Consider the following 15231-nt stretch of genomic DNA (forward strand, 5'->3'; position numbering starts at 1 on the left):
CCGTCAGGACGTCGGCTGGTGCCCGGGCGCGACCGCGGCCAGCATCGCCTCGAGGACCTCCCGGCGCAGGAACGCCAGCCGCGCGCGCTTGGTCGGCAGCTCCACCTCGGGACCGAGCTCGAAGCCCGTCCGGCGCAGTCGTTCCAGGGCGCCCTCGTTCGCCGCGTCGGGCTCGACCACGACGCGCCGGACGGTCGGGTCGGCGAGCGCGACCGCACCGAGGGCGGCGGCGAGCCGGAGGGTGAACCCCGGCTCCGGGGACTCCGCGGGGGCCAGCAGCACGTGGATCCCGAGGTCGCCGGGTTCCACGGTGTACACCTCGCTCACCGGGTCGGCGGCCGGCTGGTAGGTCTGCAGCAGCCCGACGGGGCGGCCCTCGACCGACACCAGCCAGGCGTGGTGGGTGTCCAGCGAGTCGACGTAGCCGTAGATTTCGCGGACCTGCTCCTCGGTGTGGTCGGTCATCCCCCAGAAGCGGGCCCGCTCCTGCCGCACCCACGAGTGCACGAGCGGGGCGTCGCGGTCGGGGTCGAGCCGGCGCACCTCGAGGGTGCGGCCGTCCCCGAAGGGGTGGGTGCCCTCGGCGAGGCGGGCATCGGTCACGGGATCTCCTCCGGTCGGGCGGATGGGACGGGGACGAGCGAGCCTCGGGCCCAGAGCGGGGTCTGGTCCTCGGCGTGCGGGCCGGGCACACCGTCGGCGCCCAGCGGGACCACCCAGCGGCTGGCGTCGCGGTCGGCGAGGTCCCACACGTAGCGGGCCACCGGTCCACGCAGGCACAGGTCGGTGAGCCCGGGCAGGCTCGCGGTCGCAAGGACGCAGTCGGTGTCGCCGTCCAGCGGCAGCCCGTCGGCGGGCCGGTCGACGGCCTCCGCCCAGGGCGTGCCGTCGAGGGAGTGCACGGTCCGCAGCCGGTGCGTCGCCCCCCAGTCCGGCGCGGGCGCGGCCGCGGCGTCGGCGAGTGCGCCGTGGACGAGCGCGGCGACGTCGACGCCGTGGCGGGGGAGGACGTCGAGCAGTCGCGCCAGCGCCGACCCGACCCGCTCCACGGGGGACAGCCACGGGGCCAGCACCTCGGGCACCCCGGCCGGGCGGTGCAACGGCGCGAGCAGCGGGAGGGCCAGGACGCGCCGCACCAGGGCGCTCCGCCAGGCGGCGAAGGCCCCGGCCCCGGCCCCGTGACTGTCGGCGGCCATCCGGCGGTCCCAGGACAGCAGTTCCGCGCGCAGCCGGGCGGCGGGGGTGCCGGGCTCCGGGGCGGGCACCCGCTGGAGGACGTCGAGCAGCCCGGTGGCGGGGGAGGAGGCGGTGTCGACGAGCAGTTCGGCGAGGTCGGCGGCGCGCAGGCCGGTGCGGTCGCCGATGAGCGCGCGGAGGCGGGCGGCGCGGTGCGGTGGGGCGAAGACCGTGCCGTACGGGGCGACGTCCGGGCGCGCGTCGTTGGCGGTCACCGCGACGCCGTCCCACGGCGCGGCGTCGGAGACACGGAGACCGGGCGCGGACGGGTGGGTCCCGCGCCACGCGTGCGCGCGGTCCCAGGCCGGCACGGGGTGCCAGCGGTTGGCGGCCGCCCGGTCGGGGACCCGGCCGGCGACCAGCTGGCGCACGTCACCGGCGGTGTCGGCGACCAGGACGCTGTTCACCGGCTCGACCCACGACGCGAGCGCGGCCTCGACGTCCCCGGCGGTCCGGGCGCGCAGCAGCTGCGGGAGGGCCTCGAACCCCAGCGTGGCGTCCACCCGGCTGGGTGCGCGCAGGCTCAGCGCCTCGGGCTCCTCGGCGCCGTCGGCGGCCCAGGACGGGACGACGACCGGCCCCCGCGCGGTCTCCACGACCTCCACGGCCACCGGCTCGCCGTCCCGGACGGCCAGCTGGACGGTCCCGGCCTCGGCCGGCTCCCAGCCGTCCGGCCCGAGGGCCAGCAGCCGGTCGCCGTCCCGGCGCAGCCGCTCCCGGTAGAGGTCCTGGTGGACGGCCATCGCGTTGGTCACCGCCCAGGCCACCGTGCCGGTGTGGCCGAAGTGGGCGACGCCCGGGACCCCGGGGAAGGCGAGCCCGACCACGTCGAGGGCCGCGGGCCCGTCCACCACCAGGTGAACCTGCTGGTACACGCCGGGTCGCTCCAGCACCCGGTGCGGGTCGCCGGCGACCAGGGGCAGCCCGGACGCCGTCCGGGACCCGGTCACCGCGACCGCGTTGCTGCCGTCCGGCGGGCCCAGGCCGAGCGCGGTGGCGAGGTCGGGTCCGAGCCGCGGCCCGAACGAGCGCAGCAGGTGCCCCCGCCAGACCGTCGTCCCCAGGGACCCGAACAGGACGTGCTGGACCAGGAAGACCCCCAGCGGGGTCCACGGCTGCCAGCCGCCGTGCCCGCCCCGGGGCAGGCCGAGCGCCTGCAGCTCCGGTGACCGCGCGGCGCCCTCGGCCAGGCCCTCGCGCACGCCCGCCACGTAGGCGGCGACCCACCGCCGGGTCGCCGGGTCGAGGGCGTCGTGGCAGCGGCGGGCGGTGTCGTCCAGCCGGGCCCGGGCCGCGAAGGTGTCCCAGGACAACCCGGCCGCGCCGACGTGCGCGGCCAGCGTCGCCTCGCTGCGCCAGCGCTCCACCTCCAGCTGCCACGCGCGGTCGACGGCGGTGACCCGCCCCTGCGCCCAGGCGAGGTCGTCGAGCGACCCGGCCCGCACCGTCGGCACGCCCCACGGGTCGCGGGTCACCCCGGCCGGGGCGGTCACCGGGGCGCGCCCGGTGCGTGCGGCGCCACCGGGTTGGCCAGCGTGCCGGCGTACTGCAGGGAGGACGCCTGGTCGGCCAGGTCGACCATCTGGAGCGTGTTCCGCAGCTGCAGCCGGTTCAGGCAGGAGTGCTGGAACTCCGGGGTGAAGAGGTCGAAGCGCCGGTGCAGGTCGGGGTGGGCGTCCCGGTGCGCCAGCAGGCAGTCGGCGATGCAGCGCCAGACCTCGTCGGCGGGCAGCAGCCCGTCGGCGTCCAGCACGCCGGCGAGGTAGCGCAGGAACCCGTCGAAGACGTCGGTGAAGACCGACAGCAGGCGCACGTCGTCGTCGTAGGCGACGCGCACCCGCTCGACGCCCGGGGGCAGCGGCCGGTCACCGAAGACGGCGACCTCCTCCCCGACGTCCTTCATCAGGACCCGGGTCGGCACCGAGTCGCGCAGCACGAGGATGACGTTCTCCCCGTGCGGCATGAAGGCGAGGTCCTGGGCGAGCAGGCAGTGCACGACGGGGCGGAGGTAGGCGCCGAGGTAGCGCCGCAGCCAGCTGCGCGGGTCCAGGCCCGAGTCGGCGACGAGACCGCCCACCAGCGAGCGGCCCGCGGCGTCCCGGTGCAGCAGCGCCGCCATGGTCATCGCCCGCTCGTCCGGTGCCAGCCGCGGTACCGGGCTCTCCCGCCACAGCGCCGCGACCATCCGCTGGTACGGCGAGCGCAGCCCCCGCGCGGCCATCCGGTGGTAGGCGTCGCCGGTGTAGCCGACCGAGGCCAGCTCCCGCAGCACGCCGAACCCGCTGGCCACCAGCTCGGGGTCGCCGGTGACGACCTCGGCGACCCAGTCGTTGATCGCCGGGGTCGCCCGCATGTAGGCCGGTGAGAGCCCGCGCAGGAAGCCCATGTTCTGGATCGCCAGCGCCGTCTTGACGTAGTGCCGGTCGGGGCGGTCGAGGTCGAAGAACGTCCGGATCGACTGCTGGGCCTGGTAGCGGTCCTCGCTGTGCCCCATCGGCACGAGGTCGCGCCGGCCGACGTCCGCGGCGAAGGTGACCGCCAGCCGGTGGTCCCACTGCCACGGGTGCACGGGCAGGTACGAGTAGTCGGCCGGGTCCAGCCCCAGCGACCGCAGCCGGCCGGCGAAGCGGGCGAGCAGCTCCTCGCCGAGCTGGCCGGCGTAGAGCTGCTGCTCGTCGACGCCCTCGCCGCAGGCGAGGTGGGTGTGCTCCCGGCGCGCCGCCAGCCAGACCAGCCGGACCGGGGCCCCCGCCTCCGGGGCGTAGGCGGCGGCGTCGGCCAGCCCGAAGCCGATCCGCCCGTTGTTGGCCACGAACGCCGGGTGCCCCTCGGTCATCGACCGCTCGACGGTCTGCAGGTCGGCGCGGGCCAGCTCCCGGGCGTCGGTGCGGCGGTGGTGCAGCTTCCACGCCGCACCGGCGAGGGTCGCGCTGACCTCCTCCAGGTAGGTGCCCAGCAGCTGGTCGGGGATGCCGAGGTCGTGCTGCAGCTCGTCGACCAGCGCAAGCGCGTCCAGCGGTGCGTCGGCGCCGTCCACGGTGCGGGACACCGACGCCGGGTCCACGTCCCAGTGCTCCAGCGGCAGCACCCGCGCGGCGAACCGGTACCGGACGCCCGCGGCGGTGCGCAGCGACCACCAGGTCCGCCCCAGGACGTCGGCCGGCCCGCCGTCCGCCTCGGGGGTGACGAGCCGCTCGTGGCCGAACTCCGACAGCGCCTTGGTGACCACGTGCCGGTGCGCCCGGGCCATCGCCACCGGCTCGAGGTGGGCGGCGCGCAGGTCGGCCAGGTCGGTCTCGTCCGCCACCGGACCGGTCCGCTCGGTCGTCGACGCGCTCATGCCAGCACCCGGCCCAGCTCGCTCGCCGCGAAGGACGACGGGGTGCACGTGCTCACCGCAGCCGTCTTGTGCCCCAGGTCGACCAGGCCGTGCTCGACGAAGCCCGCCGCCTGGTTCTTCGCCCGGATCGCCGCGTTGCGCGCGTCCGGCTCCACGACCACCCGGCGCGCGCCCGGGCGGTCCAGGGCGAAGCGCACGACCGCCGCCATCACCGCCGAGGTCAGCCCGCGGACGGGTGGGGCGCCCTCGGCGGGCGGCGCGACGAGGACGTGCATCCCGACGTCGCCGGGCTCGGCCGCCCACACGCCGACGAGCTCCCGGTGGCGGGGGTCGTAGGTCTCGGCGAGGAACGCCGGGGTCCCGTCGACCCGGCCCAGCCACGCGTCGTGGTGCGGGTCGGCGGTGATCGCGGCGTAGGCGGTGTGCACCGCGGCCGGTCCGGCGTCCTGCATCAGCCAGTAGACCGAGCGCGGGTGGGTGACCCAGGAGTGCAGCAGGTCCAGGTCGCGGTCGAGGTCCAGCGGCTCCAGCGTCAGCACCCCGACCGGCGTGCGGACCGACCAGGGGGGTGCGGCCGGGGCGGTGCTCACCGGGCGGCCCCCGTCGTCGTCAGCCCCGCCTCGTCGGGCAGTGCGTCGGCGTCCTCGAGCTCGACCCCGAACTCCTGGTAGGCGATGTGCTGCTCGACCGGGTAGACCTCCCGGCCGCACATGGCATTGAGGATCACTGAGTTCCGGTAGGGGCCCATGCCGAGGTCCGGCGCGGTGAGGCTGTGGGTGTGCTCCTCGGCGTTCTGCACGAAGACCTCCCGGCCGGTCGTGTCCACCGCGTAGTCCAGCGCCACGTCGTACCGGCCACGCGCGTCCCACCGGATCCGGTCGCGGACCGGGTCCAGGAACGCCGGCACCCGGGACCGGTAGCCGGTGGCGAGGACGAGCCCCCGCGTCGTCCGGCTGACCGTGCGCTCCTGCTCGGCGTGGTGCAGCCGCAGCTCGTAGCGCCGCTGCTCGGCGTCCCAGCGGGCGCCGACCACCTCGACGCCGGTGTGCAGCGACGAGGGCACCGCGCCGCGTCGTCCGGTGCGGTAGAGGGTGTCGTAGATGGCGTCCACGAGCGTGCCGCTGATGCCCTTGTAGAGGTGGCGCTGCTCGCGGGCGAGGGCGTCGCGGCGCCCCATCGGCAGGGCGTGGTGGTAGCGGGCGTACTCCGGCGAGGTCATCTCCAGGGTCAGCTTCGTGTACTCCATGGGGAAGAACCGGGGCGAGCGGGTGAGCCAGTCGACGCGGTACCCGAGCCGGTCGGCGTCGGTGAGCAGGTCGAGGTACACCTCCGCGGCGCTCTGCCCGCTGCCCACGACCGTCACGTGCCCGAGGGTCTGCAGCTCCTCCTTGTGCTCCAGGTAGGCCGAGCTGTGCCAGGCCGGGCCGGGGAGCTCCCGCACCGGCTCCGGGACCCACGGCGCCGTCCCGACCCCGAGGACCAGCCGCCGGCCCAGGTGCACCTCCGGCTCCCCGGAGCGGACGTCTCGGGCGTGCACCCGGTAGACCCCCGCGGCGGCGTCGTGCTCGACCCGCTCGACCCGCCGGCCCCACCGCAGCCCGGGCACCCGCTCGGCGACCCAGCGGCAGTAGGCGTCGTACTCCGCGCGCAGCGGGTGGAAGTCCTCGCGGATGTAGAAGGGGTAGAGCCGGCCGGTCGCCTTGAGGTGGGCCAGGAACGAGTACGGCGACGTCGGGTCGGCCATGGTCACCAGGTCGGCGAGGAACGGGACCTGGAGGGTGGTGCCCTCGATCATCATCCCGGGGTGCCAGGAGAACTCCTCGTGCTCGTCGAGGAAGACGCCGGACAGGTCGGGCACCGGGGCGGTGAGCGCGGCCAGGCCGAGGTTGAACGGCCCGATGCCGACGGCGACGAAGTCGTGCACGCGGTCGGTGCTCATGCCGGGGCCTGCCCGCCGGCCAGCACCAGCGCCGCAGGCGCCACCGCGGACTCCGCGACCAGGTCCTCACCGGCCGCCCGGACCAGGTCGACCACCGCGCGGACGTCCGCCCGGGTGGTCGCCGGGTTCAGCAGGGTCAGCTTCAGCCACGGTCGCCCGTCGACGACGGTGCGGGCGACGACCGCCTCCCCCTCGTCGAACAACCGCTCACGGATGCCGGCGACGAGCAGGTCGGCGGCGGCCGGGTCGAGCGGGCCGCCGGGGCCGATGGGCCGGTGCCGGAACAGGACGGTGCTCAGCGACGGTGCGCTGTGCACCTCGATGTCCGGGGCGGCGCAGAGGTCCTCGTGGACCTGCACGGCGAGGTCCAGGCAGGTGTCGAAGGCCTCGCCGATCGCGTCGGCCCCCATGGCGCGCAGCGTCACCCACAGCTTGAGCGCGTCGAAGCGCCGGGTGGTCTGCAGGCTCCGGTCGACCTGGTTCGGCGCCCGCTCACCGCGCGGGTTGAGGTAGGCCGCGTGGTGGGTGACGTGCCGCAGCGTCGCGCCGTCGCGGACCAGCACCGCCGAGGACGCCACCGGCTGGAAGAAGGTCTTGTGGAAGTCCACGGTCACCGAGTCGGCGCGTTCGATGCCGTCGAGCAGGTGCCGGCGGCGGCGGGACACCAGCAGCCCGCCGCCGTACGCGGCGTCGACGTGCAGCCACGCGCCGACCTCCGCACAGACGTCGGCCACGGCGGGGAGCGGGTCGATCCGGCCGAGGTCGGTGGTGCCGGCGGTGACGGACACCGCCATGACGACGTCGCCGGCGTCCCGGACCCGGGCGGCGACCTGACGCAGCGCGGCGGGGTCCATCCGGTGCCGCTCGTCGGTGGGCACCGTGACCACCGCGTCGGTGCCGAGCCCGAGCAGGCGTGCGGCCTTGCCGACGCTGAAGTGGGCCTGGTCGGTGGCCAGCACCCGCAGCCGCGCACCCGGGGGCAGCACGCCGCCCGGCAGCGCGGCGAGCGCCTCGTCGCGGGCCAGCAGCAGCGCGTGCAGGTTGGACTGGGTGCCGCCGCTGGTGAAGACGCCGTCCGCAGCGGGGCCCAGGCCGGCGCGGCCGGCGGCCCAGGCGACGAGCCGGCGCTCCATCAGGGTGGCCGTCGTCGACTGGTCGTAGGTGTCGACCGAGGTGTTGACCGCGGAGGCGAGCAGGTCCGCCGCCAGGGCCGGGATCGCGACCGGGCAGTTGAGGTGGGCTACGTAGCCGGGCTCGTGGAACCACACCGCATGCTCGAGGTAGATCCGGGAGGTCTCCTTGAGGGCGGAGAACGTGTCGCCGAGCGGGGACTCGAGGTCGACCCCGGCCACGAGCTCCTCGAGGTCCTGCTGCGGCACGCCCGAGCGGGGGCGGCGGACCACCCGCACGCGGTCGGTCAGCGCGCCGAGCGCCGCGGTGACGACCGCGGCGTAGTGGTCGACCGTCTCGCCCGAGAACAGGTGTGCGGTCGGCGTGTGCTCCGTCACGAACGAGCCCTTCCGTAGGTTAGCCTCCCCTAAACACGGCGGACGGTACACGGGGCTGACACCCGGTGCGCGAGGTCCCGCCGAGGTCATGTCGAGAGGGGCGAACGGGTGCAGCACGGCTGGGAAGGCGTGGTCCTCAAGGCACTGCGCGGTCGGGACTTCGTCCTCACCGTGCGCGGGAGCGAGCAGGTCGGCGAGCAGTACCGACGGGTCCGGGTCGCCGACGGAGGGCTGCTCGCCGCGTGCCCGCCGCACCCGGCGATGTGGGTCCGGCTGTGGTTCGAACACGACGGGCGCCCCCACCAGCGGGCCTACACGCTCGTCGACCCGGACCCGGTCGCGGGCACCTTCGACCTGGAGTTCGCCCTGCACGACGGTCCGGCCGCGCACTGGTCCGTCGCGGCGCAGCCCGGCGACACCATCGAGGCGACGGTGCAGGGCACCCGCGAGGACCAGCTCCCGCCGGGGACCCGGACGGTGCACCTCGTCGGTGACCCGGCGTCCCTGCCCGCGGTCAACTCGCTGCTCGACGCCCACCCGACGACGCCGGCGCGGGTCTGGCTGGAGGCCGGGCACCCGGCCGACCGCGACCTCCCCGTGCGCGCCCGGGCCGGGCACGAGGTGGTGTGGGTCGACCGCGACGGCGCCGCCCCCGGGCAGGCGCTGCAGGCCGCGGTGACGGGTGCCTGGGCGGGGGACGCGGCAGCCGACCCGGCGCGGGACTGGTTCTGGGTGGCCTGCGAGGCCGCCGCCGCCCGGGCGCTGACCAAGCACCTGCGTCGCGAGCTCGGCGTGGGCAAGGACCGCGTGTCCTCCCTCGCCTACTGGCGCGCGACGTGACCGCGCCGTCCGCACCCGCCGTCGCCGAGACGTCCCCGGTTGCGGTGGGTCGGCCGCCGTGGGCCCTGCTCACCACCCTCTGGGTCACCCAGTACGTCGGCATCGGCTTCCTCACCGTCGGGCTGGTGGCGATCCTGCGCGCCGACGGCGTCTCCCTCGCCGACCTCTCGCTCGTCTCGCTGCTGGGCCTCGCCTGGCCGCTCAAGCTGCTCTGGGCACCGCTGCTGGACCGGTACGGGTCCCGCCGGCTCGGCCACCACCGCTCCTGGCTGCTCGCCCTGCAGAGCGCGATGGTCCTCGCGCTGCTGGCGCTGCTGCCCTTCGACGACCCGGCCGCCTCGCTCGGCCCGCTCGTCGTCGTCTGCGCCGTCTACGTGCTGCTGTCGGCGACCCAGGACGTGGCCGCCGACGCCCTCGCCGTCCGATTGCTGCGCCCGGAGGACCGCGGCCTCGGCAACGGGGTCCAGGTGGGGGCCAGCTACGTCGGCACCGTGCTCGGCGGTGGTCTCTGCGTCCTGGTGTACGACCGCGCCGGGTGGACCGCGGCCGTGCTGCTGCTCGCCGCCCTCACCCTGGTCGCGCTCGTGGTCGTGCTCCGCTTCCGTGAGCCCGAGCGCGACCCCCGGGTGCCCGGGAGCGCCGCCTGGGGTGCGTTGATCGGGGTGTTCCGCCGTCCCGGCGTGCCGGTCTGGGCGCTGGGCGTCGTGCCGCTCGTCTACGGGGGCGCGGCCGGGGTGTACGCCCTGCCCAGCGCGGCGCTCGTGGACGCCGGGTGGTCCCTGACCCGCATCGGCGTGGTCACCGGCGTCGTCGTCAGCGTGCCCGCGGCGCTGGCCGGCCCGCTCGCGGGCTGGCTGGTCCGCCGCTGGGGCCGGGCCGCGGTGCTCGTGGGCGGCGGCGTCGCCCTGGCGCTGTCGACGGCCGGGCTGGTCCCGCTGCTCCTCGGGTCGGCGCCGCTCACCGGCACGGTGGTCGCGCTCAGCGGCTTCCTCGTCGCCTACACCGCGCTGAACGTGGTGGTCTACACGGTGAGCATGGACCTCTCCCGCCCGGCCACGGCGGGCACCGACTTCACGACGCTCACCACGGTCCCGCTGCTCGCCTCCTTCCTCACCGCCTCGGCCGCGCTCGCCACGGCGGCGCTCGTCGGGTACGTCGCCTCGGCGGCCCTGTGGTGCGGCGTCACCCTGGTCGGGGTGGTGCTCGGCGTGCGGTGGCTGCGAGCCGCGCCGCTCCGGTGACCACGGTCCCGGCCGGTCGGACGGCGGTGGACCCGCCCCGGCGGCTGCCGCTGCTCGCGGTCGAGGCGGCGACCCTGCTCTCCGGCACGGCCAACGGGGTCACCTCCGTCGTCCTGCCGTGGCTCGTCCTCGAGCGGGGCGGCGGCGCGGCCGGCGCCGGCCTCGTCGCCGCGGGGACGGCGCTGCCGCTGGTGCTCACCGCGGTGCTCGCCGGTGTCGTCGTCGACCGGGTCGGCCGGCGGCGGGTCTCGATCGTCTCCGACGTCGTCTCCGCGGCCGCGGTCGCCGCGATCCCGCTGCTGGAGCTCGCGACGGGCGGGCTGGGGCTGGGTGCGGTGGTCGCGCTGGCCGCCCTCGGTGCCCTGCTCGACCCGGCCGGTGTCACCGCGCGCGAGGCGATGCTCCCCGAGGCCGCCGCGGCCGCCCGGCTCCCGCTCTCCCGGGTCAACGGCGTCCACGAGGCGGTGTGGGGATCGGCGTTCTTCATCGGGCCGGCGGTCGGTGCCGTGCTGATCGGGTTGGTCGGCGCGGTCCCGGCGCTGTGGGCGACGGCGGCCGCCTTCGCGCTGTCGGTCGTCGTCATGGCCCTCGTCCGGGTGCCCGGCGGCGGGCGGCCGGAGCCCCGCGCGGAGTCCTCCGGCAGCGCGGTCCGGCGCGTCCTGGCCGACACCGCCGAGGGGATCGCCGTGCTCCGCCGCGACCGCCTCGTGCGGTGCGCCGCCCTGGTCGCCGTCCTCGTCTCGGCGACGTACCTGCCGATCTCGGCGGTGCTGCTGCCGGTGCTGTTCGAGGAGCAGGGCGCCCCCGGCCGGCTCGGCCTCCTGCTCCTGGTGATGAGCGGCGGCTGGGTGCTCGGGAGCCTGCTGCAGGGTGCGCTGGGCCACCGGCTGCCCCGCAGCCTCGTGCTCCGGGTCGCCACCGTGGGGGCGTCGGTCGCGCTGGTCCCGTTCGTCGCCCTGCCGCCCTACCCGGTCCTGCTCGGCTGCGGTGCGCTCGCCGGCCTGCTGTTCGGCCCGATCAACCCGCTGGTCAACCTGGCCTTCCAGCGGCGGGTGCCCACGCAGCTGCGCGGGCGGGTGCTCGGGATCGTCGCCTCCGGCGCGTACGCCGCAGGGCCGGCCGGCTACCTGGCGGCCGGCGTGCTCGTCGACACCACCGGGCTGCGCGCGGCCTTCGCCGTGTTCGTCGGCGCCGTCGTCCTCGCCGGTCTCTCCGTGCTGGTGATGCGCCCGCTCCGGGAGCTCGACGACCTGCCGGACGGGGAGGGGGCTCCGCCGGGTCCGCCGGCCGCGGCCGGGCCGGTGCTGCCCGAGCCCCGGGCATCGGCAGCCCGGTAGCGTCTCCGGCACATCACGGCAGTGCGCGAGGAAGCCGGTGCGAACCCGGCGCGGTCCCGCCACTGTGAGCCCCGGCGTCGTCCAGATGCGGGGGCGAGCCAGACACTCCGGCTGCCGTGCTCGACGACCCGGGGCGCGGACCCCGAGGGAGGCACCGACGTGAGCTCACGCACCTTCACCCTGCTCTCCACCTCCGACACCGACCTGCTGTCGGCCCGAGCCAGCGACTCGTCGTGGCGGCTGGGCAACCCCTACCGCGCCGGCGACCTCGCCGAGTTCGCCGCCGGTACCGATCTCGTCGTGGTCCGCATCCTGGGGTCCCGCCGGAAGTACGAGGACATGGTCGCGCCCCTGTTGGGCCTGGGCGTCCCCGTCGTCGTGCTGGGTGGGGAGCAGCTGCCCGACGCCGAGCTGATGGAGCTCTCGACCGTCCCGATGGGCGTGGCCACCGAGGCGCACGCCTACCTGGCGCAGGGCGGTCCGGACAACATGGTGCAGCTGCACCGCTTCCTGGCCGACACGGTGCTGCTGGACGGCGAGGGCTTCGACGCCCCGGCCGTCGCACCCGACTGGGGCCTGCTGGACCGCCCGAGCACCGCCACCGGTCCGCGGGTCGCCGTCCTCTACTACCGGGCGCACCACCTGGCCGGGAACACCGCGTTCGTGCACACGCTGTGCGAGGCGATCGAGACCGCCGGCGGGGTGCCGGTGCCGGTCTACACCGCGTCGCTGCGGTCGGTGGAGCCGGAGATGCTCGACGTGCTGCGCACGGTCGACGCGATGGTCGTCACGGTGCTGGCGGCCGGCGGCTCGAAGCCCGCCACCGCCTCCGCCGGTGGGGACGACGGCGCCTGGGACGTCGGCGAGCTGGCCCGGCTCGACGTGCCGGTGATCCAGGGCCTGGTGCTCGGGACCCCGCGGGCGACCTGGGCGGCCAACGACGACGGGCTCTCCCCGCTGGACGTGGGCAACCAGGTCGCCATCCCCGAGTTCGACGGCCGGATCATCAGCGTGCCGTTCTCCTTCAAGGAGGTCGACGAGGAGGGCCTGACCTCCTACGTGCCCGACCCGGAGCGGGCCGCCCGGGTGGCCGGCACCGCCGTCGCGCACGCCCGGCTGCGGCACACCGCCCCGGCCGACCGCAAGGTCGTGGTGATGCTGTCGGCGTACCCGACCAAGCACGCCCGGATCGGCAACGCGGTCGGCCTGGACACCCCCGCCTCGGTGGTCCGGCTGCTGGCCGCGATGGCCGGGCAGGGCTACGACATCGGCCCGTTCGACGGCGCGGGCTCGCTGCCCGGCGTCGCCGACCTGGACGGCGACCGGCTGGTGCACGCCCTCATCGAGGCCGGCGGCCAGGACCCGGACTGGCTGACCGCCGAGCAGCTGTCCGGCAACCCGGTGCGCATCCCGGCCGCGGAGTACCGCCGCTTCTTCGACACACTCCCCGCCGAGCTGACCGACCGGATGGTGGAGCACTGGGGGCCGCCGCCCGGTGAGCTGTTCGTCGACCCGACCGACGACTGCATCGTGTTCGCCGCGCTCCGCGCCGGCAACGTCGTGGTGATGGTCCAGCCGCCCCGCGGCTTCGGGGAGAACCCGATCGCGATCTACCACGACCCCGACCTGCCGCCGTCGCACCACTACCTGGCCGCCTACCACTGGCTGCGCTCGTCGTTCGGTGCGCACGCGGTCGTGCACGTGGGCAAGCACGGCAACCTGGAGTGGATGCCCGGCAAGACCGTCGGGCTGTCGGCGTCCTGCGCGCCGGACGCCGCGCTGGGCGACCTGCCGATGGTCTACCCGTTCCTGGTCAACGACCCGGGCGAGGGCTCGCAGGCCAAGCGGCGCGCGCACGCGGTGCTGGTCGACCACATGGTGCCGCCGATGGCCCGGGCGGAGACCTACGGCGACATCGCCCGGCTGGAGCAGCTGCTCGACGAGCACGCCAACATCGCCGCGATGGACCCGCCCAAGCTGCCCGCCGTCCGGCAGCAGATCTGGACGCTCATCCAGGCCGCCAAGCTCGACCACGACCTCGGCCTGGACGACCGGCCGCACGACGCCGAGTTCGACGAGATGATCCTGCACGTCGACGGCTGGCTCTGTGCCATCAAGGACAGCCAGATCCGCGACGGGCTGCACGTCTTCGGCTCCCCGCCGGAGGGCGACGCCCGCGTGGGCCTGGTACTGGCGATCCTGCGGGCCCGGCAGATCTGGGGCGGCTCGGTCGCCATGCCCGGCCTGCGCGAGGCGCTCGGCCTGGTGGAGGACGGTTCGGCCGGACTGCACGAGACCGACGAGGTCGAGGCCCGGGCGCTCGCCCTGGTCACCGCGATGGAGGCGGCCGGCTGGACCGCCGACGCCGTCGAGCCCACCGTCGCCGAGGTGCTGGGCGGGCCGCACGCCGAGGTCAGCCGGGTGCTGGACTTCGCGGTCGCCGAGGTCGTGCCGCGGCTGGCGAAGACGACCGACGAGATCGACATGGCCCTGCACGCCCTGGACGGCGGCTACGTGCCGGCCGGCCCGTCGGGCTCGCCGCTGCGCGGGCTGGTCAACGTGCTGCCGACCGGGCGCAACTTCTACTCCGTCGACCCGCGCGCGGTGCCCTCCCGGCTGGCCTGGGAGACCGGGCAGGGCCTGGCCGAGTCGCTGGTCGAGCGGTACGTCTCCGAGACCGGGGAGCACCCGCGCTCGGTGGGGCTCTCGGTGTGGGGCACCTCGGCGATGCGCACCTCCGGGGACGACGTCGCGCAGGTGCTGGCGCTGCTCGGCGTCCGGCCGGTCTGGGACGAGGCGTCCCGCCGGGTGACGACGCTGGAGCCGATCCCGCTCGGTGAGCTGGGCCGGCCGCGGATCGACGTCACGGTGCGCATCTCCGGGTTCTTCCGGGACGCCTTCCCGCACGTGGTGACCATGCTCGACGACGCCGTCACCCTCGCCGCGGGGCTGGACGAGACACCGGAGCAGAACTACGTGAAGGCGCACGTGGACGCCGACGTCGCTGAGCACGGCGACCGCCGGCGGGCCACCACCCGGGTGTTCGGCTCCAAGCCCGGCGCCTACGGGGCCGGGCTGCTGTCGCTGATCGACAGCCGGGACTGGCGCACCGACGCCGACCTGGCCGAGGTGTACGCGGTGTGGGGCGGCTACGCCTACGGCCGCGATCTGGACGGTGTCGCGGCCCGGGCGGACATGGAGACCTCCTACCGGCGGATCGCGGTGGCGGCGAAGAACATCGACACCCGCGAGCACGACATCGCCGACTCCGACGACTACTTCCAGTACCACGGCGGGATGGTCGCCACGGTGCGCGCGCTGACCGGCAGCTCACCGAAGGCCTACATCGGCGACTCGACCCGCCCCGAGCACGTGCGCACCCGCTCGCTGGTCGAGGAGACCTCGCGGGTGTTCCGGGCCCGGGTGGTCAACCCGAAGTGGCTGGCCGCGATGCGCCGGCACGGCTACAAGGGCGCGTTCGAGATGGCGGCCACGGTCGACTACCTGTTCGGCTACGACGCCACCACCGGCGTCGTCGCCGACTGGATGTACGAGAAGCTCGCCCAGAGCTACGTGCTCGACCCGGAGAACCGGGAGTTCATGGAGCAGTCGAACCCCTGGGCGCTGCACGGCATCGCCGAGCGGCTGCTGGAGGCGGTCGACCGCAAGATGTGGGCCGAGCCCGACCCGGCGCTGCTGGCCGAGCTGCAGCAGGCCTACCTGGACACCGAGGGCGACCTCGAAGGGGGCGAGACCCCGGCCCAGCAGCCGGTCTGAGCTGGCTGGGCCC

At 75.7% G+C, this 15231-nt stretch carries 10 protein-coding genes and 1 riboswitch; of the genes, 4 read left to right on the forward strand and 6 right to left on the reverse strand.

Annotated features, from left to right (window positions below; all coding sequences use genetic code 11):
- Positions 1–3 precede the first annotated feature (3 nt).
- From O2W15_RS19470 to O2W15_RS19495, 6 genes are read right to left on the reverse strand one after another with little or no spacing between them, the layout of a single operon-like run.
- Positions 4–603 (reverse strand): GNAT family N-acetyltransferase, encoded by a 600-nt coding sequence (locus O2W15_RS19470; RefSeq protein ID WP_269180585.1) that lies wholly within the window; start codon positions 601–603, stop codon positions 4–6.
- Positions 600–2729, reverse strand: coding sequence for a penicillin acylase family protein (locus tag O2W15_RS19475; protein WP_269180586.1), 2130 nt, complete (start codon positions 2727–2729; stop codon positions 600–602). Before O2W15_RS19475 ends, O2W15_RS19470 begins: the two co-directional genes overlap by 4 nt.
- Positions 2726–4576 carry an IucA/IucC family protein gene (locus O2W15_RS19480; protein WP_269180587.1) on the reverse strand — a complete coding sequence of 617 codons (1851 nt, stop codon included), beginning with the start codon at positions 4574–4576 and terminating at the stop codon, positions 2726–2728. Before O2W15_RS19480 ends, O2W15_RS19475 begins: the two co-directional genes overlap by 4 nt.
- Entirely contained in the window at positions 4573–5166 is a 594-nt protein-coding gene (locus O2W15_RS19485) for a GNAT family N-acetyltransferase (protein WP_269180588.1), read from the reverse strand. The genes O2W15_RS19480 and O2W15_RS19485 overlap by 4 nt, the downstream gene beginning before the upstream one ends.
- Complete coding sequence (locus O2W15_RS19490) at positions 5163–6515, reverse strand: lysine N(6)-hydroxylase/L-ornithine N(5)-oxygenase family protein (RefSeq protein ID WP_269180589.1); 1353 nt, start codon at positions 6513–6515, stop codon at positions 5163–5165. The genes O2W15_RS19485 and O2W15_RS19490 overlap by 4 nt, the downstream gene beginning before the upstream one ends.
- Complete coding sequence (locus O2W15_RS19495) at positions 6512–8023, reverse strand: pyridoxal phosphate-dependent decarboxylase family protein (RefSeq protein ID WP_269180590.1); 1512 nt, start codon at positions 8021–8023, stop codon at positions 6512–6514. The genes O2W15_RS19490 and O2W15_RS19495 overlap by 4 nt, the downstream gene beginning before the upstream one ends.
- Positions 8024–8131: 108 nt before the next feature.
- On the opposite strand from O2W15_RS19495, the gene O2W15_RS19500 reads away from it, so the two are divergent.
- The 4 genes from O2W15_RS19500 (at position 8132) to cobN (ending at position 15218) form a co-directional block, all read left to right on the forward strand.
- Entirely contained in the window at positions 8132–8863 is a 732-nt protein-coding gene (locus O2W15_RS19500) for a siderophore-interacting protein (protein ID WP_269180591.1), read from the forward strand.
- Positions 8860–10104, forward strand: coding sequence for an MFS transporter (locus tag O2W15_RS19505; RefSeq protein ID WP_269161404.1), 1245 nt, complete (start codon positions 8860–8862; stop codon positions 10102–10104). Before O2W15_RS19500 ends, O2W15_RS19505 begins: the two co-directional genes overlap by 4 nt.
- A complete protein-coding gene (locus O2W15_RS19510; protein WP_269180592.1) occupies positions 10077–11441 on the forward strand; it encodes an MFS transporter in 1365 nt (454 codons plus the stop codon). The genes O2W15_RS19505 and O2W15_RS19510 overlap by 28 nt, the downstream gene beginning before the upstream one ends.
- Positions 11442–11468: 27 nt before the next feature.
- Positions 11469–11549: riboswitch (cobalamin riboswitch) on the forward strand.
- 51 nt (positions 11550–11600) lie between these two features.
- Positions 11601–15218 carry a cobaltochelatase subunit CobN gene (gene cobN, locus O2W15_RS19515; protein WP_269180593.1) on the forward strand — a complete coding sequence of 1206 codons (3618 nt, stop codon included), beginning with the start codon at positions 11601–11603 and terminating at the stop codon, positions 15216–15218.
- The last annotated feature ends 13 nt before the right edge of the window (positions 15219–15231 follow it).

This window comes from Modestobacter sp. VKM Ac-2979 (genome assembly GCF_026967995.1).
Taxonomy (GTDB): Bacteria; Actinomycetota; Actinomycetes; order Mycobacteriales; family Geodermatophilaceae; genus Modestobacter.